This window comes from Clostridium sp. (genome assembly GCF_050717545.1).
Lineage (GTDB): Bacteria > Bacillota > Clostridia > Clostridiales > Clostridiaceae > Clostridium_AD.
Genome location: NZ_JBOITN010000044.1, coordinates 1 through 24,052, shown reverse-complemented (window position 1 = coordinate 24,052; position 24,052 = coordinate 1). Strand labels below are relative to the sequence as shown.

General features: G+C 30.4%; 25 protein-coding genes, 1 tRNA gene, 1 pseudogene and 1 other annotated feature. Of the genes and pseudogenes, 16 read left to right on the top strand and 11 right to left on the bottom strand.

Annotated elements, in window-relative coordinates; translation table 11 throughout:
* Window positions 1–140: 140 nt before the first annotated feature.
* From ACREVX_RS16115 to ACREVX_RS16065, 11 genes are all read left to right on the top strand, one after another.
* Complete coding sequence (locus ACREVX_RS16115; RefSeq protein WP_431545237.1) at window positions 141–1,037, top strand: zinc-ribbon domain-containing protein; 897 nt, start codon at window positions 141–143, stop codon at window positions 1,035–1,037.
* A 48-nt stretch (window positions 1,038–1,085) separates the two neighbouring features.
* Window positions 1,086–2,627, top strand: coding sequence for a zinc ribbon domain-containing protein (locus ACREVX_RS16110; RefSeq protein ID WP_431545236.1), 1,542 nt, complete (start codon window positions 1,086–1,088; stop codon window positions 2,625–2,627).
* Between the two features lie 361 nt (window positions 2,628–2,988).
* Entirely contained in the window at window positions 2,989–4,485 is a 1,497-nt protein-coding gene (locus ACREVX_RS16105; RefSeq protein ID WP_431545235.1) for a phytoene desaturase family protein, read from the top strand.
* Window positions 4,486–4,579: 94 nt separating this feature from the next.
* The gene (locus tag ACREVX_RS16100; RefSeq protein ID WP_431545234.1) at window positions 4,580–5,014 is read left to right on the top strand and encodes a hypothetical protein; all 435 of its coding nucleotides are present in this window, start codon (window positions 4,580–4,582) and stop codon (window positions 5,012–5,014) included.
* Window positions 5,015–5,134: 120 nt separating this feature from the next.
* The gene (locus tag ACREVX_RS16095) at window positions 5,135–6,439 is read left to right on the top strand and encodes a GH25 family lysozyme (RefSeq protein WP_431545233.1); all 1,305 of its coding nucleotides are present in this window, start codon (window positions 5,135–5,137) and stop codon (window positions 6,437–6,439) included.
* 143 nt (window positions 6,440–6,582) lie between these two features.
* The gene (locus tag ACREVX_RS16090; RefSeq protein ID WP_431545232.1) at window positions 6,583–7,554 is read left to right on the top strand and encodes a DMT family transporter; all 972 of its coding nucleotides are present in this window, start codon (window positions 6,583–6,585) and stop codon (window positions 7,552–7,554) included.
* Window positions 7,555–7,633: 79 nt separating this feature from the next.
* The gene (locus ACREVX_RS16085; protein WP_431545231.1) at window positions 7,634–8,551 is read left to right on the top strand and encodes a L,D-transpeptidase family protein; all 918 of its coding nucleotides are present in this window, start codon (window positions 7,634–7,636) and stop codon (window positions 8,549–8,551) included.
* A 438-nt stretch (window positions 8,552–8,989) separates the two neighbouring features.
* Window positions 8,990–9,400: a hypothetical protein gene (locus ACREVX_RS16080; RefSeq protein WP_431545230.1), complete on the top strand. Its 411-nt coding sequence runs from the start codon at window positions 8,990–8,992 to the stop codon at window positions 9,398–9,400.
* A gap of 112 nt (window positions 9,401–9,512) precedes the next feature.
* Window positions 9,513–10,340 carry a TolB family protein gene (locus tag ACREVX_RS16075; RefSeq protein ID WP_431545229.1) on the top strand — a complete coding sequence of 276 codons (828 nt, stop codon included), beginning with the start codon at window positions 9,513–9,515 and terminating at the stop codon, window positions 10,338–10,340.
* A gap of 118 nt (window positions 10,341–10,458) precedes the next feature.
* Window positions 10,459–11,232, top strand: a complete 774-nt coding sequence (locus ACREVX_RS16070) for a DUF4886 domain-containing protein (protein WP_431545228.1) — start codon at window positions 10,459–10,461, stop codon at window positions 11,230–11,232.
* Between the two features lie 306 nt (window positions 11,233–11,538).
* Window positions 11,539–12,915: an L-cystine transporter gene (locus tag ACREVX_RS16065; protein ID WP_431545227.1), complete on the top strand. Its 1,377-nt coding sequence runs from the start codon at window positions 11,539–11,541 to the stop codon at window positions 12,913–12,915.
* A gap of 100 nt (window positions 12,916–13,015) precedes the next feature.
* Here the strand turns inward: ACREVX_RS16065 and ACREVX_RS16060 are convergent, their stop codons facing one another.
* The gene (locus tag ACREVX_RS16060; RefSeq protein ID WP_431545226.1) at window positions 13,016–13,294 is read right to left on the bottom strand and encodes a hypothetical protein; all 279 of its coding nucleotides are present in this window, start codon (window positions 13,292–13,294) and stop codon (window positions 13,016–13,018) included.
* 228 nt (window positions 13,295–13,522) lie between these two features.
* Between ACREVX_RS16060 and ACREVX_RS16055 the strand changes: the two genes are divergently transcribed.
* The gene (locus tag ACREVX_RS16055; RefSeq protein ID WP_431545225.1) at window positions 13,523–16,108 is read left to right on the top strand and encodes a Ryanodine receptor Ryr; all 2,586 of its coding nucleotides are present in this window, start codon (window positions 13,523–13,525) and stop codon (window positions 16,106–16,108) included.
* Between the two features lie 119 nt (window positions 16,109–16,227).
* On the opposite strand, the gene ilvA is transcribed toward ACREVX_RS16055, so the two are convergent.
* Both ilvA and ACREVX_RS16045 read right to left on the bottom strand, forming a co-directional pair.
* Entirely contained in the window at window positions 16,228–17,472 is a 1,245-nt protein-coding gene (gene ilvA, locus ACREVX_RS16050; protein ID WP_431545224.1) for a threonine ammonia-lyase, read from the bottom strand.
* Between the two features lie 64 nt (window positions 17,473–17,536).
* Window positions 17,537–17,772, bottom strand: a binding site (T-box leader).
* 99 nt (window positions 17,773–17,871) lie between these two features.
* Window positions 17,872–18,075, bottom strand: a complete 204-nt coding sequence (locus tag ACREVX_RS16045; RefSeq protein ID WP_431545223.1) for a DUF6440 family protein — start codon at window positions 18,073–18,075, stop codon at window positions 17,872–17,874.
* A gap of 269 nt (window positions 18,076–18,344) precedes the next feature.
* On the opposite strand from ACREVX_RS16045, the gene ACREVX_RS16040 reads away from it, so the two are divergent.
* A complete protein-coding gene (locus ACREVX_RS16040; RefSeq protein WP_431545222.1) occupies window positions 18,345–18,593 on the top strand; it encodes a CPF_0552 family protein in 249 nt (82 codons plus the stop codon).
* 84 nt (window positions 18,594–18,677) lie between these two features.
* On the opposite strand, the gene ACREVX_RS16035 is transcribed toward ACREVX_RS16040, so the two are convergent.
* Entirely contained in the window at window positions 18,678–19,169 is a 492-nt protein-coding gene (locus tag ACREVX_RS16035) for a GreA/GreB family elongation factor (protein WP_431545221.1), read from the bottom strand.
* 206 nt (window positions 19,170–19,375) lie between these two features.
* Here ACREVX_RS16035 and ACREVX_RS16030 point away from each other — a divergent pair.
* Together ACREVX_RS16030 and ACREVX_RS16025 are read left to right on the top strand one after the other, a co-directional pair.
* A tRNA-Ala gene (locus ACREVX_RS16030) sits at window positions 19,376–19,451 on the top strand.
* Between the two features lie 134 nt (window positions 19,452–19,585).
* Entirely contained in the window at window positions 19,586–20,419 is an 834-nt protein-coding gene (locus ACREVX_RS16025; RefSeq protein WP_431545220.1) for an AraC family transcriptional regulator, read from the top strand.
* Window positions 20,420–20,575: 156 nt separating this feature from the next.
* Here the strand turns inward: ACREVX_RS16025 and ACREVX_RS16020 are convergent, their stop codons facing one another.
* From ACREVX_RS16020 to ACREVX_RS15990, 7 genes and pseudogenes are all read right to left on the bottom strand, one after another.
* The gene (locus tag ACREVX_RS16020; RefSeq protein WP_431545219.1) at window positions 20,576–20,872 is read right to left on the bottom strand and encodes an aldo/keto reductase; all 297 of its coding nucleotides are present in this window, start codon (window positions 20,870–20,872) and stop codon (window positions 20,576–20,578) included.
* Between the two features lie 27 nt (window positions 20,873–20,899).
* Window positions 20,900–21,415, bottom strand: a complete 516-nt coding sequence (locus ACREVX_RS16015) for a hypothetical protein (protein ID WP_431545218.1) — start codon at window positions 21,413–21,415, stop codon at window positions 20,900–20,902.
* A 209-nt stretch (window positions 21,416–21,624) separates the two neighbouring features.
* Window positions 21,625–21,834: a hypothetical protein gene (locus ACREVX_RS16010; protein ID WP_431545217.1), complete on the bottom strand. Its 210-nt coding sequence runs from the start codon at window positions 21,832–21,834 to the stop codon at window positions 21,625–21,627.
* Between the two features lie 82 nt (window positions 21,835–21,916).
* A complete protein-coding gene (locus ACREVX_RS16005; protein WP_431545293.1) occupies window positions 21,917–22,351 on the bottom strand; it encodes an ABC-2 transporter permease in 435 nt (144 codons plus the stop codon).
* A 56-nt stretch (window positions 22,352–22,407) separates the two neighbouring features.
* Window positions 22,408–22,614 (bottom strand): annotated as a pseudogene (locus ACREVX_RS16000) (sodium ABC transporter ATP-binding protein); the annotation flags it as partial.
* A complete protein-coding gene (locus tag ACREVX_RS15995; protein WP_431545216.1) occupies window positions 22,593–22,736 on the bottom strand; it encodes a hypothetical protein in 144 nt (47 codons plus the stop codon). The gene ACREVX_RS15995 and the pseudogene ACREVX_RS16000, both read right to left, overlap by 22 nt.
* Window positions 22,737–22,812: 76 nt before the next feature.
* Window positions 22,813–23,013: a hypothetical protein gene (locus ACREVX_RS15990; protein WP_431545215.1), complete on the bottom strand. Its 201-nt coding sequence runs from the start codon at window positions 23,011–23,013 to the stop codon at window positions 22,813–22,815.
* Window positions 23,014–23,332: 319 nt separating this feature from the next.
* On the opposite strand from ACREVX_RS15990, the gene ACREVX_RS15985 reads away from it, so the two are divergent.
* Window positions 23,333–23,893, top strand: a complete 561-nt coding sequence (locus ACREVX_RS15985; protein ID WP_431545214.1) for a GNAT family N-acetyltransferase — start codon at window positions 23,333–23,335, stop codon at window positions 23,891–23,893.
* Window positions 23,894–24,052 lie beyond the last annotated feature (159 nt).

Below are 24,052 nucleotides of genomic sequence, written 5' to 3'. Positions count from 1 at the left end.
ATAAAATAAGCCCAATGCTAGGGCTTATTTTTTTGTCTGTTTTGTGGGAAAGGCAGTTGCTATACAAATTATGAATAAAAGAATAACTTAAGGATTAAAGCATAAATATTTAAAGTAGATTAATTTAGGAGGAGATATTTATGTCATTTTGTCAAAAATGCGGTTCTAAGTTATACGAGGGGGATACTTTCTGCGGTGACTGTGGTGCTCGGCTTGAGGATGCAAAAAACAACTTGCAACAACCCTCTGGGCAAAATTCGCAGCAACAATACGTAGCTATGCCAAGTATAAATACCAAGGAGGTAAGCAAACACTCAAAACAAACGTTAGCTATTATTTTGAACATGATTCTTAAACCAGTATCTATAGCTAAAGATTTAATGAAGAATATAGATCGAAAATCAACAATAATTCTTGGCATAGTACTTGTGCTTATTCAAGGTTTGTTTTCGGTATGGAAATTACAGCAATTTATAGATACATTAGATGTAACCCTTATAAAACTTGCTACAGTTATGAGCAATATTATGAATTCAATAAGTGGTGGACTAAATATTTTTGGTGCAAGTGATTTTTTAGGTAGTTCATATAGCTATGATAAAGCTAGGCAACTTATAAAAATCCCTTTTAGTAATGCATTTTTACATGGAATTATTTTATATATAGTTGTATCTGGGATAATGTTTCTTGGGATCTTTGTAGCTGCAAAATTATTTACAAAAGTTTATGTTAATTCTTTGAAGATAATAAAACTTGTTATACTTGCAACAATTCCAGCCTTATGCGGGCAACTCTTAAGTTTATTATTAGCATACATTAGCACATCATTAGGAGCAGTTGCTTTATTAATGGGAATCATAGCATCATTTGCTATAATAACAATGAATATTAAACAAGCAGTTGATATTGACGATGATAAGATAGCATATGCGCTAGCAGTCATTTTTTCAATAGTAATAGTTTGTGCTTTATTTGTAATTTATAAGTTCGTATTATCTGATGTTAGTATCATTAGAGATTTATTAATAAATAGTTAATGGCAGAGTAAAAATAATATATCTATACGAGGGGTGAGGAGAAAGATTATGAAATTTTGTACAAAATGTGGAGAAAAACTAGAAGAAGGAAATAAATATTGCATGAAATGCGGACAATCAGTATTAAAGCAAGTTGAGCCTAGTGAAATTAGTCCAACTATTGAAAAAAGTACACTCAAACCTGAAGTAACAGATGAGGTTATTAATAAACCTTCGCAGAGTCTAAATATAAAACTACCAAAACTAAATCTAAATAAAACTCAGAAAAAAATAGCCATAGCGGTAGCAATTGGTCTTGTTATAATTATTGGGTTTTACAAGGTGGGAGAATCATTGAATAGCAGAGATAAAGTAGTTGCTAGGTTTAGTCGGGCAATAGCTACAAACAACTCGTCTAAACTAGCCAGTTATATAGTATCAACAGATCCAAAATTAAAAGTTGATGCTAAAAGTATGGAGGCACTACTAAAATATATAGATAAAACTCCATCGTATGGGAATGAAATCATTAAGTCCATCAATAATCAATCTGTTAAAATGGCACTATCACCTATTCTTCCTGCTAAATCAACTGAGGTTTTAACAGGAAGTGAAAGAGATATTGACCCAAGTAGTTTATTCACATTAGAAAAAAAAGGTAAGACATGGCTTTTCTATGATAAATATGTGTTTGACCTTAAACCTGTTTATATAAATGTATATACAAATTATAAAGATACACAAATTTTTTTAGATGACAAATTGGTGTGTACTGCAAATCAAGATGACTTTGCAAAGGAAATTGGTCCGTATACGCCGGGATTATATGAAATGCGAGCTACCCTAAAGGGAGAGTACATATCTCTTGAACAAACTATTCAAATCGATTTAATAGAAGAGTTAGATTTATCTGATGTTAGTCAAACAATAAAGCAGCAAGAAATATATTTGGATGGATATGAAGTAGCGGTAGATTCAGAATATGAGGATGCAAAGCTTATTGCTAATGGAAAAGACACTGGAATATTAATTAAGGATGCTAAAAATTTTGGACCAGTTTCAAAGGATAGCTCAGTGAAGTTGTACGCACAAAAGGACTTCCCTTGGGGTACTGTAAAAAGCGGGGAGGTTCCAGTGGATGGAAGCAGTGGCATTTACCTTGAGATTAATGCAGTTAATGAGAGCTTGAAAAATTCCGTAATGGAAACTGTTAATACATCTTGTAAAGAGCAGGTTGAAGCATTTAAATCTAGGTCAATTACCAAGGTTAAAAGTTCAAGCGGAAACGCTATGGCATCAATAATAACTTCTGTAGAAGACATGATTGACGGTAAGAATATGTATACGGGTGGGTTAACTAAAAGCGCATTTGATTTGGATAGTATAAAAACATATCAAATGGAAAATAAGTATTATGCACAAGTATCTAGTTTAGAAACTTATAACTCTGCATATTATTATGAAGGGGAAACAATCCCTTCAACAGTAATATCTGAAACAATTACGAATTATACTTTAATTTATGATGAATCTTCAAAGAAGTGGACAGTAGATGATATGAACGCGGAATATGACTTTAACGATGAAAACAAGAAAGAATTTACTTTTTAAGATATAAAAAAAGAACTATAAGTACACGTTTTTAGTAATTTAGTGGCATAGAGAAAAAAACAGTAGAGAGCCTAAAGGCTTATTCTACTGTTTTTTAGTTATATGTATTATTAGAACATTGTAGTTGAAAACAAATATTCCCATAATACTAACTAATATCAAAGTTTCTAATAAAATTGAATTACTTTTAATATATTTAAGGCCAGCCTGTTCAGAGATATCCCATAAGTAGTGCTCCAATAGCTGGCCCAACAACCCCATCCAAAAATATCTATAATTTTTATGTGTGTCTAATAATTATTGAAACATTTGGAAATACTATATAATATGATGGTGTGATAATTTTGAAAGGAGTATTTTTATGAATAAAAAAGTAATTATTGTAGGTGCAGGAATTGGGGGGCTATCTACTGCTTTAAGACTTCTAAAAAATGGATATGAGGTGGAAATATATGAAAAAAATAAAACTATTGGTGGATATGTTAATTTTATAGAAACGAAAAATTTCCGCTTTGATTTATCAGCTTCTATATTAATGATGCCTGATACTTATAAAGAAATATTCTCATATGTTAATAAAAATTATAATGATTATTTGGAATTTATACAAATAGATCCTACATATAGGCTTTTTTGTGTTGATGGGACTACTATGGATTTTAATAACAATATATCTTGTTTAACAAATACCTTAGAAGGTATTTCCAAAGAAGACTCTCTAGGATATTTTAAATTTATAGCTGATGTTTATGAAAAGTATTTGATTTCAAATGAATATTTTTTACAAAAATCTCAACAAAATCCTAAAGATATTCTTAAGTTAGAAACTTTACTAAAAGCTCTTAAAATTCATACTCTTTCTAATGCATATGATTATATTTCAAAATATATAAAAAATGAAAACCTTAGAAATTTTTTAGCCTTTCAGTGTGTGTATATTGGAATATCTCCATTTAATGGTCCCAACATTTATACTCTTATACCTGTTGTATCTCAGCTATATGGATTGTGGTATCTTAAGGGTGGTATGTATTCATTTATTAATGCTCTATCAAAGCTAATATTTGAATTTGGTGGAAACATAAAGACAGAAGTAACTGTGGAGGAATTTCTATTTTCAGAGGATAAATGTGTTGGTATAAAAACATCCCAAGGCATAAAAAAAGCAGATATAATTGTATGTAATGCTGACTTTCCTTATGCTATGAAAAACTTAGTAAAAGATGATTATTATAAAGATAAGTATACCGATAAGAAGCTGTCTGAAATGAAATACTCTTGCTCTACTTTTATTATTTATTTAGGGCTTAGAAAAAAATACCCACAATTATCAGTTCATAATATATACTTAGGTAAAAATTTCAAAGAAAGCATTGAGTCAGCATTTAAAGGTACCTTACCTAAAAACTATTCCCTATATATTTATTGCCCAAGTAGAATAGATAAGAGCATGGCAAAAAATGATGGTGATTGTTTAAATATTATGATTAGGGTACCTAATCTCTTTTTTAAGCAGATAACTTGGGATAAACATACCATTAATTTATTAACAGATATGATTTTGAGCGAATTGAAAAGTATTAAAGGACTTGAGGATATAGAAGAAAATATTGAATATAAAAATTATCTTACACCACTAGATATGGAAAGTAAATTTAATGCATATGGTGGTGCAGCTTTCGGTCTTAGCCCGAAACTAACGCAAACAAACTATTTTAGACCACATTTTAAATTAAGTAAAGCTGATAATTTATTTTTTGTTGGTAGCTCATTGCATCCTGGTCCTGGAATATCTCTAGTCTTAAATTCAAGTAGGTTAGTAACTGAAGAAATTTTAACGACATTAATAAATAACTGAATTATTTTTGAAACGTAGGCAGGAGTAATATTTGTTAATATACTGTAATCTTTTCCTCGCACTCTGAATATTTTAATAAGGGGCGGTGAATGGAATGGATTGGAAAGAAGAATTAGTTTTACAATTAAGAAATTTGACTATTGATAAAAATATTATTAGTAAGGCGATGCAAAATTTTGTTGAGGCTTTTAATAGTAATTTGGACAAATATAATATAAGAAATATTCGCGCAACAACAGATTCAAATGAATATATTGATATAAAGTACTATAAAAAAATTGAAATAAAAATTACAGAAAAAAATGTTTTATTTACTTTATTTAACAAGGACAGAATTCAGCAAAATATATCCGTTAAATTAAGTATAGCTGAAAAAGTAGGAGGATATTTCATTCAATATATTAATACGGAGGAACGTAACCCAAAACTTAGAGCATTTATAGATGAAAGCACCATTGATGGAATTTTTGAGGATTTATTTGAATTAAATGAAGAAGTAAAAACTATAAATGAAGTTACAATTAATTAAGAGCATCGATGAGCATCCATAAGTAATTGTTTGGATGCTTTTTGCGTAATAAAATAAAACACAAAAACTAACTATATGAATATATTGATTATAAGAATACATATAGGGGGGATTTGAAGGGTGTATATTACTAGGAATCAGGATTCGGATTTAATAATGAATTATAGAGTAGCGCCAGGGGCTCCAACAAGACTAATAGTTCAAAGAAATACGCTAATAAGTGTGGTGTTATTTTGGGAACCAGCATACGATAATGTGAAGGTGAGTGGATATTATATTTTGAGAAACAATATTCCTATAGCATCTACGGCAAATCGAGTTTTTGTAGATACAGCTATTAAAATTGGTAGAATTTATGATTATAAAGTGACAGCTTATACTGAAGGTAAAGTTTTTTCAGGATATAGCAATATAGCTCGGGTTAGTATTATACCTTCGCTTGGACCAGTTTATTGGTCAAAAGCTAACCAAAGTTCTGGTTATGTAAAAGGTACGGATGTTTCTTTTTATACGCCTGAACTAGATTGGGATAAAATTAAAGGTGATGGAGTAGAATATGTTTATGTTAGGGCTGGTAATAGTGTAATTAATAAAGGGTATAACCCTGATTTTATGGCGCAAAAACATACAATAGGAATAAAATCTGTTGGCCTTTTAATAGGATTCTACTATATTCCTCATTGGTCTAATTTAGATTATAATCTAAATAATGCAAATATTGAGGCTGAAAGCTATGCTGACCATATATTAAGTCTTATGGGTAAAGCAGGTTTAAGCGGATATGGAGATATACTTCCCGTCTTAGATATAGAACCGCCGCTTGGCCAAATTGATGTGGGACTTACTGGGAAACAAATAATTGATTGGGCTAAAGTATTTTGCGATCATTTTAAAGCATATACAGGTAGAACTATAATGATATATACAAACAGGTCTTTTTTTAATGATTGGAATATCAGCGTAGATATTATCACAATAAATAATCTACCTCTTTGGAATGCTGAGTACTATGAATTCAATAGTTATTTGAAGTTTAGTGACGATACTCCTATGAGTTTTGGTGGGTGGAAAGGCTATAATATTTGGCAGTTTACGCAATCAGCAGTCATCGGCGGATATACAAACATGGATCAAAGCTTATGTCCTTCACTTGATTTGATAAGACAACCATCAAAACCAATAAATTTGAATGGATTTAATGCCTCCTTAGGAGCAGTTAATTTAAGCTGGAATAAAAACAATGAAATAGATATAAAAGGCTACAATGTTTATAAAGATGGTGCTTTAGTTTCAACAGTCGTTAGTAATTTTATTACGATAACTGGTTTAAAAATTGGGGCAACATATAAATTTCAAGTTCAAGCGGTAGATGTGTTTAACGATGTTTCAGGTTCAGTTTCGATAAGTGTATATATAGCTAGATAGGTGTATATAGATTTAGGTGAATTATATCATTTTGTGGTAATATATAATTAGATTATGTGAACTATAATAACAATTATTTATTTTAATAATATTATTAACTGTATTATTAACATGATCAAATTTAATATATTAGAGGCGTTATAATGAAAAAAGGATATTGGTTTATAATTCTATCTGCTTTCCTTTTCAGTACTATGGAAATAGTCTTGAAAATGGTTTCAAATGATTTTAATCCTATACAAATAAGTTTCATAAGGTTTTTTGTAGGGGCGATACTTTTATCACCACTTGCTATAAAGAAATTGAAGAGTAAAAAAACTTCATTAACTAAAGATGATATTTTGTTTTTCTCGCTTACAGGATTTATTTGTGTGGTAGTGAGTATGACATTTTACCAACTTGCTATTTTATACTGCAAGGCATCTTTAGTAGCTATACTTTTCAGTTGTAATCCTGTATTTGTAGTTACGTTTGCCTATTTTTTAATTGGTGAAAAATTATATAAACACACTATTATCTCAATGGTACTTAGTATAATTGGAATGATATGTATATTAAATCCTTTTAGCATGGAACTTAGTTTAAAAGGGACAATATTCATTATTATATCCTCGGTAACTTTTGCTTTATATAGTGTAATAAGTAACAAGAAAATTGAGGAATTTGGAGGCGTGGTAATAACCTGCTTTACATTTTTAATTGGTAGCATGGAAATGTTAGTACTTATTCTTATTACAAAATTAGATTTTGTATCGAGCTTTTTTTCTGGTATTGGATTAAACGAATTCTCAAATATTCCAATTTTCCAAGGTATAACAATAGAAAATATACCAATGCTAGCTTACATTAGTATTTGCGTCACGGGGCTGGGGTACACATTTTATATTTTAGCAATGGAGGAAACTTCTGTGTCTACTGCATCAATTGTATTCTTCATTAAACCAGCATTAGCACCAATTCTAGCTTTGATAATTTTAAAAGAGGTTATTGCTTTAAATACGACAATAGGAATTGTTTTTATTATTATAGGTTCTCTTATTAATTTTAGGGCTACAAGTAAGTTAACTAAGGGTAATATAAATAACGTAGCAGAAACAAAAAAAATTAAAATTTAAGATTTAGTAACAGTTTAATTTTCAGAGAATATATTGATAAGAGACGAATCCATTCTTTAAAAAAAATGGGGTATTCAGTATGAATAAAACGTACTTATCATGTATTCTTTTTATATTTATAATTGCTTTAAGTGGATGTACTTTGCCAGGTAAAGAAAGTGTAGCTACCAAGTTACCACCTATAGGAGCAAAAGTATATCAACAAAATACAAGCTACACTATTAATGAAAATGAAGTTATAAAGAATGTAGTTATTAATAATGTAGTTTCAACGAAAAAACAACAAGTTGTTAAAACATCATTTAAGTTAGGAGATAAGGGCTCTAAAGTGAAAGAAATACAGGTAAAACTTAATAAATTTGGTTATAACCTGCACTTAGATAGTGATTTTGGTAAATTAACATACTATGCGGTTATGGACTTTCAAACAAGAAATAAGATAGTCAAAGATGGTATAGTAGGTGCATCAACGCTTAAGAAAATGGATTTATATCCTACGCCTGCGACTATGTATAAGGCTCCTATTTATAGAAAACCTGAGATACAAAAACCTATAACTAAAGCTACGACATCTACAAGTGTATTAGAGAATTTAGTGAACAGTAGAAATCTTTCTAGCTCCACTACTTATTTTGTTTGGATTGATTTACCCAAGCAGAAGGTAAATATATTTAAGGGTTCAAATAAAAAATGGAAACTTGTTAAATCAATGTCTTGTTCTACTGGAAAAACAAGCACACCTACGGTTAAAGGTAAATTCACTGTGGGAAGTAAAGGAAGTTATTTTATATCATCTGGAGGCGCTAGGTGCAAATACTATACTCAAATAAGCGGGAACTATTTGTTTCATAGCGTTTTATATGATAGAAAAGGGAATTATATTATAGATAACACTCTAGGGGTCCCAGTATCACACGGATGTGTAAGGCTTGCGTTAAGCAATGCTAAATTTATATATGATAATATTCCAGCTAGAACTTTAATTTGGAGCAAGTAAAAAGAGAATATAAGAATTGGAACCACTGGAACCACTGAATATATTTCGGTGGTTCTTTCTTGTTTGATACCAAATTAACTGTATAAAAGGTAATAATACATGAAGATTATAGTATAGTATTGTTATAAAATATTAGTGTATCATTAAAAGTTAGTTGTATTACATATGTTTAAGGGTATAAGCGTAGTGGAATTATTTAACTGATTACACTAAATATTGTGACTATTACTAATTTAATTGAGTTGAAATAAGAGTATAATTAGAGTAGGTGAAATTTTAAGTGGATTAAATTAAGTAGGTTAACCTGGAGGCTAAAACATTAAATATTATTGGTGGTAAAAGATGATTCTATTAAATAAAAAAAATTGAACTTCATACTAGGGATTTGTTTGGAATAAACAAAATTATAGCCTCATATGATAGTATAAATTATTTGATATGCTAACAAGTAAGATTCTAGATTTTTTTAATGCTACAATGGCCAGTGATGGACAGGCAGAAAAAATTAAACCAGTGGCAAATGTTGATAGGTCTAGACTTACTAATCCATTGAAAAATTTAGGAGCCGAAAGTGAGAGTAATCATTTGATTACAGCTATATTAAATATGCTGCAATTAATTATTTATGTTATATTAGCTGTAGTGGTAAATTGTTTATTAGTTCATCTTTTTATTAATATAAAGAATTTTTATAAAGGCTTGAGTATGAAAAAAACATACATAAAGGAGAAAAGAGAATTTGTGGTTTCTTTAGATGATTCAGTTATGCAAATTAAAGAAAAAGCTCCTTACAACGATATGGAGTGTAGCAAGGAAGAGGTTGATAGAATGAGGGGGCTCCTTAAGTAATGAAGAATATATTAATGGATAAGGTTTAAATCTAATATAAAAAAAACGGAGGGATAATATGAATGTTCTTACTTCGCCACGTGAACGCGAAAACCGCGGTGTTGTCAGTATTTTGGAAACCATTGATGTTGATTCTGGAACAAGGATTGTTATGGGAGAATTCGAGGATTTGATCGAAGCACCAAACTGGACTCCAAGCGGTGAATCGCTGGTCTATAATAGTAAAGGTCATATGTATATATTTGATATAGAAACCAAAGTAAGCCAGAAAATATATTCAGGCATTGCTGTTGATTGTAATAACGACCATATTCTCTCATTGGATGGTAAACGATTATGGGTTAGCCATCAAACATTGGAGGACGGACAGTCTAGAATTTATGGATTCCCACTAACAGGAGGAGAACCTACACTAGTTACACCTATTGCACCTAGTTACTTGCACGGATGTTCACCTGATGGAAAAACATTAGCATACTGTGGTGAAAGGAATGGACAGTATGATATTTACACTATTCCAGCAATTGGTGGTAATGAAACTCAATTGACTAATTTAGTTGGGTTAGATGATGGACCTGAATACTCACCATGTGGTAAATATATATGGTTTAATTCATCTCGAAGTGGCTTAATGCAAGTTTGGCGCATGGAGAAAGACGGATCCAATATAATTCAGATTACCTTTGATGAGTCTAACAGCTGGTTTCCACATATTTCACCTGATGGAAAACGAGTTGCATGCATTGCTTACAAGAAAGGGGATGTAGAACCTTGTGATCATCCAGCAAATAAAAACGTAGAGATACGATTGATGTCAACGGAGGGTGGTGACTTCACAACCGTTGTTAAATTGTTTGGTGGACAGGGAACATTTAATGTGAATTCGTGGTCCCACGATAATAAGACACTAGCTTTTGTTTCTTATCGATTAAAAGTCTAGTATATGGAATGAGTGGAACATCGCTTGTGCAGCTATTTTTGATGAATTAATGAAAAATGATAATTTAAGCACTATACAAATATAATAAGATGATTATTATTAGAAAGGAGATTAAATTATGGGACAAGTTAAAATTTTAGCGATAGGCAATAGTTTTTCACAAGATGCAACTCATTATTTGTATAAGTTAGCAAAAGCTGATGGAATTGATGCGTTAGTAGTAAATCTCTATATTGGAGGATGTTCTATAGAAACGCATTGGCATAACATAGAATCGGATGCAAAATTATATTTATATGAGAGAGATGGTAAATCTACGAACCAGTATGTTTCTATTAAAGATGCTCTTGCACAAGAAGATTGGGATTTTGTTATAACGCAACAGGCAAGCTCAGACAGTGGAATAGCAGATACTTATTATCCATATATTAATCAACTTTTTAAATATATAAAAGAAAAAGTACCAAATGCAAAGAGGTTATTACATCAAACTTGGGCTTATGAAACTGGTAGTAAACACGATTGTTTCGGGCGGTATCACAATAATCAGAAAGAAATGTATCAAAGGTTATGTGAGGCCAATACTTTCGCTGCGGGTGAAGTAGAAGCACAAATTATTCCGTGTGGTGATGTGGTTCAAGAAGCACGGGGCAAAGAGCCATTTATATATGAAAAAGGTGGCAAGTCTTTATGTAGAGATGGTTTTCATATGACATATGTTTATGGAAGATATATATTGGCATCAACTTGGTATGAGGTTCTATTTAGAAAGAATATTTTGGACAATACATATATTCCTGAAACAGTTTTTGCACCAGGGGAAGAGGTTGATCCATATGCATTAAATGTAATTAAGCAATCTGTTCATCAAATAGTTGGAAAGGTAGAATAGGAATAGAGGTGCGTAAAAATATTCTCTTATAAATGAAATTATGAGCAATTAAGAAGAAATTAACATAGTAAAGAAATAAGATAAAGACAGTAGTGGACTGGCTTTATCTTTTATTTTTTGCTAAAGTAGAAGGCTATTATTAAAGTAATTCTTAGAAAAAAAGGTTACGTATATTACAGAGGATGTTATTGACAAGACACTCTCGTGGTGGTATTATTAATCAATACATATAGGAATAGTATGTATTACGATTTGATTAAAATATAAATTGTAAAAAAAATAAATATTCTTAAAGGGGAAAATAAAATGAACACAACTTTACACGTAATTTTAAATATTATTATAATGCTTGCTTTGGTATATGGGATAGTGTGGATGCAGAAAAAACATCTTTCATTTACGAAAAGAGTTTTAACAGCTCTTGTTGTAGGAATTCTATACGGAGCAGTTCTACAAATAGCTTATGGAGTGACGAGTCCTGTAGTTCTTGAGGCTAATAATTGGTTTAGTATTATTGGAACTGGGTATGTGAGAATTCTAAAAATGATAGTTATACCACTAATATTTGTGTCAATTTCAACAGCGATTATTAATCAAAACTCTAAAAACTTAGGAAAGAAAGCGGGAACAATAATAGCTGTTCTTGTAATAACAGCGGCAATAGCTGCAACGGTAGGAGCTTTCACAGCCGGGACATTTGGATTAAATGCTAATGGAATACAAGCAGGAGAAGCACAGGTTAAACAAGGACAAAAACTTGATGAATCACTAACAGAGTTTAAAGCAACTACTGTTCAACAGCAGATAGTTGAGATTATACCAACTAATCCTTTCTTTTCATTAACAGGACAAGGAAGCTCTGCAACTTTATCAGTAGTTTTCTTTGCTGGATTTCTTGGAATAGCAACTGTTGCAATTAAAAAGAAAAAGTCAGAATCGGCAGAAACATTTATTAAATTCTTAAACGCGTTACATGATGTGGTTATGAGAATGGTAACGGTAATACTCGAATTAACTCCATTTGGAGTATTAGCTCTTATGACTAAAATGGTTTCTACAAGTAATTTTGCAGAAATAGCAAAACTAATGCAATTCGTTTTAGCTTCATACGTAGCTATATTAATTATGTTTGTTATACATTTTATAATACTTGCGATTAATGGATTAAACCCACTAACTTATTTAAAGAAGTCAGCAGCAGTATTAATATTTGCTTTTACTTCAAGAACCAGTGCAGGTACAATCCCTCTAAATGTTGAAGCGCAAATTGATAAGCTAGGTGTTTCAAAGGGAATAGCTAATCTTTCAGCAACGCTTGGAACAACAATAGGACAAAATGGTTGTGCAGGAATATATCCAGCAATGCTTGCAGTTATGATAGCACCAACTGTTGGAATAGATCCTTTAGCACCAGCGTTTTTAATTAAACTTATAATAGTTACTGCAATAAGTTCATTTGGTATTGCAGGAGTAGGTGGAGGTGCAACATTTGCAGCTTTAACTGTACTATCTGCTATGGGACTTCCTGTAGGACTTGCAGGTCTTTTAATAGCTATAGAACCACTAATTGACATGGCTAGAACAGCTCTTAATGTTAGTGATTCCATGGTAACAGGATTAGTTTCAAGCAAGATGATGAAAGAGTTAGATATAGATGTGTATAACAGTAAGGAAACTGCTTAAATAGGTGGGAAAAGAAATTAAAGGGATAGTTCTAGAGGTAGTAAAAAAGAAGTAGCCGCATAATCAAAATTATGCAGCTACTTCTTTTTTACTCTTCGCATTAATAGAAATAAGTTTCTCTATCTTTAACTTGCTGTAAACCTAACTCAGTTATTGTAGCATCCACACCAGTATAAGTGAGAAAACCTTCTACATGCATTTCTTTAAGTTGCTTTTCAGCTTCGATATTACCAATTCTATCACCAAAAGTATCAAAGGGCTCTGTACCACATTTTTTTAACATAGTTAAAAAATTTAATTGTTCATTAGATAAAACATAGTCACTTTGAGATGGTTCTTTATTGTCAGTTAAATGTTTTGAATCGGATTTATTAGGCATAAGCTCATCCCCTTATAAAAATATATTCCACATAGAGAAGGTGAATTCCTCTATTTACAAGTTACTATTTTAAATCAAGATTAATAATATATAATCTTGAAAAAGATGGGTAAGAATGGTAGAATGAAAAATAAATATTATGATATTTATATCATCTTTCGAATATCATATAACAGATGTATAATGTTTAATTAGTGGTAAAAATAAGATCATAATAGGAGTTTTAATATGAAAAATAAGAATATAAAAATTGTAGTATCAGGTGATATATGTGTAAATTATGTTCAAAGAATAACTTATCCTCAAAGTAATAAAGGCCTCAATTGGCAAACTCAATTAAATATGTTTACTGATATAAAACCTGGTGGAGCTTTACTTTTATCAAAACTAGTATCGATTTCAACAGGAGCAACTGTGTTTTCACCACAGCTATCCGATATTGAATCAATTAGGAAAGGAGAGTTTCTGAGTTCTACTGCCCAGATTGAGCTTTTTCCTGTATTTGATGATAAAGACAATAAATCAAAAGTGTATAGGATAAGCCGCCTTATGGGATTTACAGGGCCTGAGTGCGGTACTCAAAGACTCCTTCCTATTATTAATGATGATACGAAAGCTGACATCATTATATTAGATGACGAGAATAATGGGTTTAATTCTAATGAAGAATTTTGGCCTATAGCCTTAAAGTCGCAGGATGCATCACCAATAATACTATATAAAATGAATAATCCTATTGATTCTAGTGAACTTTGGAAACACCTTCAAAATATTCACAACGAAAAGACAATAGTAATAATAAATGTTGATGATTTAAGATCTAAGGGGGTTAACATAAGTAAAAGTTTGTCGTGGGAAAGAACAGCTCAAGATTTTGTTTGGCAAATTAATAATAATCCGAGTCTTGAGTTCCTTTCAAATTGTCACCATCTTATAGTACCTATTGGTCTTGAAGGTGCAATATACTATAAGACAGGAGGTACGACTGAAACTAGATTGTATTTCCTTCCATATGAATTTGAAGGAGGTTTTATTAAAAAAAGCCAGGGCAAAATGTATGGGCTTACTTCAGCATTTGTTGCAGGCCTTGCAAGTTCTATTGTAACAGGCAATCAAGATAATGAGGAATTATCTGAATCAATAAGTGCAGGTATACGTCAAGGTACTATTTCTGCTCAAAAATATTTTATAAAGGCATTTGGTGAGAATGCCTGCAAATCTCCATTCCCAAGTCCTTCTATATTTGTTGAAAAGGAAGATGATTTTATACTTAGGGAGAATGTCCAGGATGTCGTAGTTCCTTCATCTCCTAATCTTAATTGTCGTGCATGTTGGTACATTTTAAAGGATAAAAGTTCTACTAATTTAGAAGAGATAGCTTATGATATTGTTAAAAATGGAGTAGACAATGCGCTTAAATTTATACCAATAGCACAGTTTGGAAAGCTAAGAACAGTTGATAAGGCAGAAATTGAAAGTTATAGAAGTATTAAAAATCTTATGCTTGAGTACATGTCAACTAAAAACACAGTTAGACCTCTTTGTATTTCAGTATTTGGAACTCCAGGGTCTGGAAAATCATTTGGTATCCTTGAAGTGGCTAATAGTATCGCATCGAATCTAATTGAAAAAATAGATTTTAATTTATCTCAATTCAGTTCACCACTAGATTTAGTAAATGCTTTTCATAAGGTACGCGACATTGCGCTTGGAGAAAAAATTCCTCTAGTATTCTTTGATGAATTTGATTCGGCTCTTGAAACGAAACTTGGATGGTTAAAATATTTTTTAGCACCTATGCAGGATGGTCTGTTTAGAGAAGGTGATTCTATTCATCCTATTGGAAAAGCTATTTTTGTATTTGCAGGTGGAACAAGCAGTACTTTTAGTGGATTTTGTGGGGAAGACCTTGAAGGTGAAAAAGAACAAAAACAGTTTTCACTTGAATTTAAAAGTGCAAAAGGTCCTGATTTTATAAGTAGGCTCAGAGGTTACGTAAACATTCTAGGGCCAAATCAAACAGATGACAAGAGAGATCAGTTATTTATTATTAGAAGGGCTATGCTACTTCGTTCATTACTAGAGCGTAAAGTACCACATCTTATAAATGATAGAGGGGAGACTCAAATTGATAATGGAGTGTTAAGAGCGCTTCTAAAAATCCCTAGATATAAACATGAATCAAGGTCAATGGAAGCAATACTTGAGATGAGTATGTTAACTAATGCTAGAAAATGGGAACAATCTCATTTGCCTTCTAAAGAACAACTAAAATTACATGTAGATGAAGATCAATTTTTACGTCATTTAATGCATGATGCATTTTATAGTGAAAAAATTGAAAGTCTTGCAATTGCTATGTATGAAAGAGTTGGACTCATTGCTGAAGATAGCGATAGTAGAAATGGGAATGTTAATTTGACATGGGAAGAGCTGAGCGAAGAACTTAAAAACCCCAACCGTATTGGGGCTAAAAGTATTCCTAACACTTTAATTGAAATTAATTATGATGTTGTTTCTGTCAAAGAAAAACCAACATTTATGGAATTTACAATTAAAGAATTAGATATTTTAGCTGAAAAAGAATATATGAGATTTTATCGTCTTAGAAAAAAAAGTGGTTGGAAATATGGTGAAATTAAAGATAGTACTGAAAAAACTGATCCAGCACTGGTACCTTGGTCCAAACTGTTAGAAGAGAGAAAAACAAAGGTATATAAAATGGTAAAAATTTGGCCGGAAATACTTTCGCTTTCAAATTTTAAGATAGAGAGACTAAACTATTTGTGCCAGTGTGAGATGAAGTTAAATTAATCTGTATATAAAAAAAACGAGAAACACATTCCTACGCTAAAAATAGGAGTGTGTTTCTTTTATGTGATATGAAATTTTAAAAGTGTACTGAATAGTATATTACTTCTAGTATATTAATTTTAGTATATTTTTTCCACTGTATATCCTTCTTTATTTAATGCACTTATAATTGCATTTACATGATTATGGCCATTTGTTTCTACAGTGATTTCAAGTTGAACTTGCATAAATCTATCGCTGGTTTTAAATTGGTTATGATCTAGTTTTATTACATTTGCATTTGCATTTGAGAGGATTGTTGATACTTTAACTAATTCTCCTGGTTTATCTGAGAGTTCTATACTAAAGCAGAATAGTCTACCTCTTGATACCAAACCTCTATTTATCATGGAGGATATTGTAACAACGTCAATATTTCCTCCGCTTAGAATGCAAGCAACTTTTTTACCTTTTTCTTGTATTTTCTTTAGTCCTGCAAATGACAAAGCACCAGAAGCTTCTGCAATAAGTTTATGTTTTTCTAGTAGTAGAAGAAAGGATTCCATTATATCAAAGTCTGAAACTGTTACAATTTCATCTACATAGTTTTTAATGATTTCAAAAGTTAGATTTCCAGGTTGTTTTACTGCGACACCATCAGCTATAGTACGAACCGTTTTAAGATTTACAATACCATTATTATCTAAAGATTCTTTCATTGCTTTTGCGCCCTCAGGTTCCACACCTATTATTTTAATGTTTTCGTTTAACGCTTTTGCTGCAAGAGCAATTCCTGCAATTAGACCACCACCACCAACAGGTACAAGTATACAGTCTATATCATCTATTTCCTCTAAAATCTCACAGGCTATGGTACCTTGGCCATGCATTACATCTAAATCGTCAAAAGGATGAACAAAAACATAATTATGTTCTTTTTCTAATCGTTTTGCCTCTGAATAGGCTTCATCGTAACAGTCACCAATTAAAATTACAGTTGCACCATAGTCTTTTGTGGCTTCAACTTTAATAAGTGGGGTGGTTTTAGGCATTACTATGGTAGCTGTAATACCAAGTTTCTGCGCAGAATATGCAACTCCTTGTGCATGGTTCCCAGCAGAAGATGCAATTACACCTCTTTTTCTCTCTGCGGGTGTTAAGGTGCAAAGCTTGTTATAGGCGCCACGAAGTTTAAATGCACCAGTAATCTGTAAATTTTCTGGTTTAATATAAACTTCATTTCCACATTCATTACTGAAAACATCACTATATATAAGGGCTGTCTTTTTAGAAACGCCTACTAAGTTTGCTTGTGCTTTTTGAATTTGTAAAAGATGAATTTTTAATTCTCGATTTGTTGATAAATTTGTTAATACTTTTTCCATTTTTAAAGCCTCCAATTTTTTTTTTTACTTTTACTATACAAAAAAATCGCCCTTGAATTATAAATTCAAGGGCGATTGTAAAATCGCGGTACCACCTTAATTGTATCTTAAAAACAGATACATCTCTTTTCGGTTCATTAAAACCTAAGCCTTTTATCGGGGCTAACCGGCTTTCCCTACTTTATTCGAGAAAGCAGCTCAGGAGTGATTCGCAATCTTATACCCAGCATCGACTCTCAGCTAGCGTCGATTCTCTGTAACTAAAGTTTATAAAATAACAATCTCCATCTTCGCAATAATAATATACTTATTTTAAAGAGAATTTTAACATTAAATATTCTTAATGTCAATGAAAATTGTATATTATAAAAGTATTATATGAGTGTATATTATAAAATATTATAATATTAATTGTGATAACATGGAGTTACCATTTTTGTCTAGTAATACTGTGAGTCCACCAGCATAATCCTCAATATTAATTAAATAATTTGTTATTATTCCTTTATTCTTAATAGTTTTGCAACCTACTGACATTAATTTATGCTTTTCATCAATAGTTGTAAATCTTTTATTTTCGTATTTATTTATATTTTTCAGCATTTTTGCCTCCTAATTACATTGAATTATTTTATATAGATTTATTTTAAACGTCGTATTTTTAATCTAGTAACACTTATAAATATTGCCAAGAACTGAAATTCTATACTTAATGAAATATAATTAACTTAAAATTTATTTATAAAATTTCAACTTTATGGTAATTATATAAACATATAGATTATCGAATGGTTAGGTGCATTTAAAAAATCTTATAATTTATATAAAATAACACTACTAATAATAGAAAAAATTTAAGGGAGGATTTATAAATGAATACCACTATTATGGCTATAACTTTAGAAGGAAGAAATAAGTTTGCTCCAGAATTACAAGAAATTTTAACAAAACATGGTTGTATAATTAGCATGAGGTTAGGTTTACACGAAACATCAAAAGATTTGTGTACAGATAGAGGGTTAATTTTATTACAACTATGTGGCGAAGACAAAGAAATATCAGATTTAAAAGAAGATTTAAGTAAGATTGAACATATTAAAATAAATACAATGTGTATATAGGTATATATAATTCCTCGGACCTTATAGTTCGGGGAAGTTTTCTTTAAGAAGGTAGGTACTTATAGTTTTCTTTTAGAAAAAACTCTAACCCTTAGTTAAATCATCTCCTGCGGATCTGCAACCTACGAGCTCAATTTTATAATTTCCATCAGGTGACTGAACCTCAACTATTGAACCTACTGTTCTTCCAAACAAGGAAATTCCAATTGGTGATTCAATGCTAAACTTTCCATTTACTATATCCACTTGCAATGTTGTTACAAGTTCTATTTCTTCTATATCGCAGCTACCTTCGAATTTTATCTGAAGCTTACTACCTATATTTGCACCTTTAGTGTTAACAATAACATCATCTATAATTTCGGCAGACCTAATCATTTTTATTAAGTAACCCATTCTCCTGAAGTTATCATACATACTTGATTTAGCAGCCTTATATTCAGCATTTTCACTTCTGTCACCATGAGCTGCTGCTATCATCTTTTCATGGGCAATTTCCATTGTTAAAGGACCTTTACGATAATCAAATTCCTTTTGAAGTTCTTCCACATCATTTTTAGTAAGTTTATTATTCATATTATCACCTCATTATTTATATTGTTGAAAGGATACTAGTATGGTATATCCCTTAAGATAACTATTATAACACTAAGGGCCTATAAGCAATAATATTTAAAAGAATTATGTTGACTAATGAATGTGAAACCGTATAATATTAGATAATGGATGTAAAGATTCAGGTGTTCATTATTTAATATATTCAAGAGTGAATTTTGTAATATGGGGGTATAGCGCAGCTGGGAGCGCGCTTGAATGGCATTCAAGAGGTCGGGGGTTCGATCCCCCCTATCTCCACCATAATAAAAGGAAAGTACGGAAATTATTTAAAATGATTTCTGTACTTTCCTTTTATTTATAATTTAATTATAATATTTAAGTCCTTTATAGTATAATGTCATGTAAGGTGTATTTATTTATATGGGGGTAATTATATGTTTAGTTTCGAATATAGTATTTCAAATCGTGTACCTGCATCTAGCATGGATATGAAAATGTATTACTGTGGCACTCAAGATTGCGAAGGCAACAAGGCTTGGGGCCCAGCGTTGCTTGACCATTATAAAATTTTTTATATTTATAAAGGCTCAGGACTTTTTCGCATGGATAATAGAGATTATGATATTAAAGAAGGTCAATGTGTATTGATTCCACCTAATGTGATTATATATTACAAATCAAACGAAAATGATAAATGGCTATATGATTTTGTCGCTTTTAATGGTGTAAATGCAAAGGGATATTTAATGCGCGCTGGATTCTCGGATTCGAATTTTATTATAGAGTGTAATGGTGGGGAAATAATAAGAAATGATTTCAACCAGATGCTTGAAGATAGTAAAAACAAAATAAGTGGAGATATGAAAATTTTAGGATCACTATATAATTTTCTTGGTAGTATTATTGAATACTCTTGTCAAGAAGAAAGTGAAGGCGAAAACAAAGTATCAAATTCATATATTAAGAAAGCTATTGATTTTATTGAGGTTAATCATTGTAGGGATGTGAAAATAGCTGAAATAGCTACTTATCTGGGAATCAATAGAAAATATTTTTCTAAATTATTTAAGGATGAAGTAGGTATTCCTCCACAAAATTATTTGATAAATTTAAGATTAAATAAGTCTTGTGAACTTATGAAAAATAAAATATTATCTATAGGTGAAATAGCAAGATCTGTTGGATATGAAGACCAGTTATTATTCTCAAGAGTATTTAAGAAGTTTAAAGGTATTTCTCCAAATAATTATAGAAAAGATATTATATAATAGAATTTTTTCTGTCTTTCATTAGATTAGTGTAAGTAATCATTATTTTGTAATGCGAAAAAAGATTACTATAAGAATAAATTCTTGTAGTAATCTCTAATAATATTATATATTTTGTTGGATTTTATTTTAAACTATAGATGATATTGTTTAAGATTATGCTTTTAAAACACTATCTATCAAATTAAGCTCTTCTGGTTCAAAATCTCTGCGTGAAAGAGCACCGATATTTTCTTCGATTTGCGACAGTTTACTTGCACCGATTATAACGGAGGTTACTTTATTATTGCAAAGCACCCAAGCAAGTGCTATTTGAAAGAGAGATTGGCCCTTGCCTTTTGCTATTTCATTCAAACATGTAACCTTGTTTATTACTTCCTGGCGTAATGTTGTTTTTTGACAAGCATCAAATTTCGTAAAAATACACGTAATAAGGTGTGATAAAAATGGCATAATGTCTTATAAAGAAATTTTTTCTTTTTATTTATTAAATAGTCTTCTGAAAATCCCTTTATTTTTACGTGAAGCTTCTTCAGCTGCAGTTATTGCTCTTTGCCTTTCTAGAGAGTCATTTAAAGTATTAACCAATTGAACATCGTGTTCTTTTATTGTTTCGGGTAATGACAGTACCATTTTATTTTTCTCTTGTTCTTGTTTAAATAGTACCTGTGTATTTTCTAATAATTTATTAATATTATACAGTTGACCATCTTTTACATTCAATTGTTCCTTAATAAACTCTATGTTAGTTTTAAGGATTTCAATCATATCTTCTTTTAATAAAGTAACTGTTGTAGCTGCAACTTCTGATTCGGCTTCAGCATTTTGATTATATTTTAGAGTTTGTTTAATTGCCGCTAAACCTTTATCATCTACACAGGTTTTACCATTATGGAATATTAAAAAAGGTTTTATTTCTGGTAATTTCATCTTAGCATAAGCTGTTACTTTACTGATGTCTAAATTTTTTGCAATTTTAAATGCATCATATATCATTGTACAGACCTCCTAACTATCTAAATATAGTATTCTCCATATATTACCAAATTCCTTCTTTTGCAAAATTAAATTTAAATAAAATTTTATTAAATTTAAATTAAAACCTAATTTGGTATTTAACAATGTGGTTAAACCATAGTTTTAGCTAATTAAGGCTTAGTTAATATTAATTAAATTTTATTTTAAGAGGAGTAAATAAACCTGTTTTATAACTTATTATCGTATTCTTTTCTCTCATTAAAAAAGAGTATTGCCCACGCAATAATTGGTAAACCTGAAAGAACTAAATATAACATTCCCAATATATTTCCTACTACACCTAGTACTGCCGATAAAATCCAAAGGAGCATGGTATAACTCATTTTATAATTGTGAAAATTGAGGCTTATATTGTTAAAAAAATTGTTCTTCCTCATCAAATACATCTCCATTCTATTTTATAGATTATAAAGTAAGAAGTAAAACATAGTTAGATTAGACTAGGCTAATGTAATGGGATTAAAATTTCTTATTATTATAAGTACGTATTGAGATCATTAGAGAAATTAAAAGGGAAATTAAGCCTATTGATAGAGCTAAAAAATTTTGCGTTAAACTGGGAGTGTTGTTTATAAAATAAGTGAATTTTTGAACTATAATGTTACCTGGATTATTCGCTATATATTCTATAGCCGATGTTGGTACAAAAAACAACACCATAAAAATTAAAACAGTAAAAATTTTCATTCTAGAAACTCCAAATTTAAAATACATAGGATAAAATATAGAACTAAATATACAAGTAGACATTACAACTAAAACAATATCCAATGTTGATATTGATCCGATAAATATTAATAATCCCAAGGTATTACCAATAAAACCAACTATTATAGAACAAATAATTCCTACAATTCCAAATACAAAGGTTGATATATATTTTGCAATAACAATATCTGATTTTTTAACTGGTAAACTATTTAATATAATTTCACTTTTATTTTTATCACTAAAAGATCTTTACTTCCTCTAACTAAACCATAATTTTCTACGTTTTCGTCTTTAGTTTGCGTGAAAACTAATTTACCTTTATTAATAAATGTAATATAGTCCGCTATTTTTTCAAGGTCTGTAGTTATATGTGTTGAAAAGAATATGCTTACATTTTCATCTTGAATTATGTTATACAAAATATCTAAAAGTTCACTTCGAAATACTGTGAACCATTTGGGACTATAAATCCCATTACACAGCCTCTTGGAACATTAAAACTTAGATTATCTAAAGTAAAGTCTTTATATGACTTTGTTAAATTTTTTATTTCTAAGATATTATCCATATTTATGCCCCCTAAAGTAGTTCGATAGTGTTATCACTATCTTAAGTTTATTAAATGTAATAATCATAGATTGTTACTAAGTTTCTTCGTTATATAATAGTGCTAACATACTTTGTAATTCTTCTAAACTTAAATTTAAAAGTTTGCTTTCGACGGTTACCTGGGTTAGTTTTTCTTCTATAGCTGACAATCTTTTTTCTCTTATTAGGTCCTTGTTTTGTTCAGAGACATAGGAGCCTTTTCCAGGAACTGAAAAGTTTTGAATTATTTGTGGCATTGCAACTTGGTAACTAAATGCGTTAGAATTTAACCACTTTAATATGTTTGGACTGCAAAAATGGTCTATAGGATTTAGTTCTATGATTATATCTGCAAAATTTATTCAAAAATAATCTATAATCAAGAGGAGTATATTTGTGGCAAGTTTAAAAAAACGTATACCTTAGTACAAAAATTTTAAATATGAAATAAACCCTAGATGGATAAATGATTTGAGCTAAAATCATTTATCTGTTTTTTTTATATCCAATTTACGGTAAAAATAGTATAATTAAATTTATATCATCAGCAATTGTAGGAAGAAAGGATTAAAGTATATGGAAACGTTATTTACTAATAGATTAGAATTAAGGCAATGGAGAGAAAGCGATAGTAAAGACTTATATGAATTTGCTAAAAGTGACGTAGTAGGACCAAATGCTGGTTGGACGCCACATAAAAGTGAACAGGCAAGTCTCGACATAATAAAAATATTTATAAAAAACAATGATGTGTATTCTATTGTTTTAAAATCAGAAAACAAGGTTATTGGTAGTATTGGGATACATAATAGAAAACCAGATATAACCCTTGCGAGTTTAAAGCAAAAGGAAATAGGCTACGTTTTAAATCCTAGCTATTGGGGTAATGGACTTATTCCGGAGGCGGTAAATCGTTTAATCAGATATGGATTTTGCGAACTTAATCTAGATTTAATTTGGTGCGGACATTTTAATTTTAATAATAGGTCTAAAAGAGTAATTGAAAAATGTGGGTTTATATATAGGTTTCAAAAAACTGATAAGTTAAAGTTATTAGATAACAAAGAATACACTACCTTATACTACAGTATTTTAAAAGAAGAATATAATAATGAAGTTATACCATTTGTTGTGTAATTAAATGTGCAATTAAATAATTATTTAAAATGTGTCAAGCATTTTTGAAAATGTCCCAATAAACGTTAAACATTAGCACCAGTTTTCTGGTGCTTTTACTTTATAATCCATTTTATTTATGGGGTCAATTAATAAACCTCGAGGTATCTTTCAAGAATA

Coding starts and splice junctions, on each gene's coding strand:
- ACREVX_RS15995 (WP_431545216.1), bottom strand. CDS start 22,736: ATGGATAATATCTTAGAAATAAAAAATTTAACAAAGTCATATAAAGAC.
- ACREVX_RS16070 (WP_431545228.1), top strand. CDS start 10,459: ATGGGACAAGTTAAAATTTTAGCGATAGGCAATAGTTTTTCACAAGAT.
- ACREVX_RS16110 (WP_431545236.1), top strand. CDS start 1,086: ATGAAATTTTGTACAAAATGTGGAGAAAAACTAGAAGAAGGAAATAAA.
- ACREVX_RS16055 (WP_431545225.1), top strand. CDS start 13,523: ATGAAAAATAAGAATATAAAAATTGTAGTATCAGGTGATATATGTGTA.
- ACREVX_RS16105 (WP_431545235.1), top strand. CDS start 2,989: ATGAATAAAAAAGTAATTATTGTAGGTGCAGGAATTGGGGGGCTATCT.
- ACREVX_RS15985 (WP_431545214.1), top strand. CDS start 23,333: ATGGAAACGTTATTTACTAATAGATTAGAATTAAGGCAATGGAGAGAA.
- ACREVX_RS16040 (WP_431545222.1), top strand. CDS start 18,345: ATGAATACCACTATTATGGCTATAACTTTAGAAGGAAGAAATAAGTTT.
- ACREVX_RS16035 (WP_431545221.1), bottom strand. CDS start 19,169: ATGAATAATAAACTTACTAAAAATGATGTGGAAGAACTTCAAAAGGAA.
- ACREVX_RS16085 (WP_431545231.1), top strand. CDS start 7,634: ATGAATAAAACGTACTTATCATGTATTCTTTTTATATTTATAATTGCT.
- ACREVX_RS15990 (WP_431545215.1), bottom strand. CDS start 23,013: ATGCCACAAATAATTCAAAACTTTTCAGTTCCTGGAAAAGGCTCCTAT.
- ACREVX_RS16060 (WP_431545226.1), bottom strand. CDS start 13,294: ATGCCTAATAAATCCGATTCAAAACATTTAACTGACAATAAAGAACCA.
- ACREVX_RS16065 (WP_431545227.1), top strand. CDS start 11,539: ATGAACACAACTTTACACGTAATTTTAAATATTATTATAATGCTTGCT.
- ACREVX_RS16045 (WP_431545223.1), bottom strand. CDS start 18,075: ATGCTGAAAAATATAAATAAATACGAAAATAAAAGATTTACAACTATT.
- ACREVX_RS16015 (WP_431545218.1), bottom strand. CDS start 21,415: ATGATATATGATGCATTTAAAATTGCAAAAAATTTAGACATCAGTAAA.
- ACREVX_RS16090 (WP_431545232.1), top strand. CDS start 6,583: ATGAAAAAAGGATATTGGTTTATAATTCTATCTGCTTTCCTTTTCAGT.
- ACREVX_RS16080 (WP_431545230.1), top strand. CDS start 8,990: ATGCTAACAAGTAAGATTCTAGATTTTTTTAATGCTACAATGGCCAGT.
- ACREVX_RS16100 (WP_431545234.1), top strand. CDS start 4,580: ATGGATTGGAAAGAAGAATTAGTTTTACAATTAAGAAATTTGACTATT.
- ilvA (WP_431545224.1), bottom strand. CDS start 17,472: ATGGAAAAAGTATTAACAAATTTATCAACAAATCGAGAATTAAAAATT.
- ACREVX_RS16010 (WP_431545217.1), bottom strand. CDS start 21,834: ATGAGGAAGAACAATTTTTTTAACAATATAAGCCTCAATTTTCACAAT.
- ACREVX_RS16025 (WP_431545220.1), top strand. CDS start 19,586: ATGTTTAGTTTCGAATATAGTATTTCAAATCGTGTACCTGCATCTAGC.
- ACREVX_RS16115 (WP_431545237.1), top strand. CDS start 141: ATGTCATTTTGTCAAAAATGCGGTTCTAAGTTATACGAGGGGGATACT.
- ACREVX_RS16020 (WP_431545219.1), bottom strand. CDS start 20,872: ATGCCATTTTTATCACACCTTATTACGTGTATTTTTACGAAATTTGAT.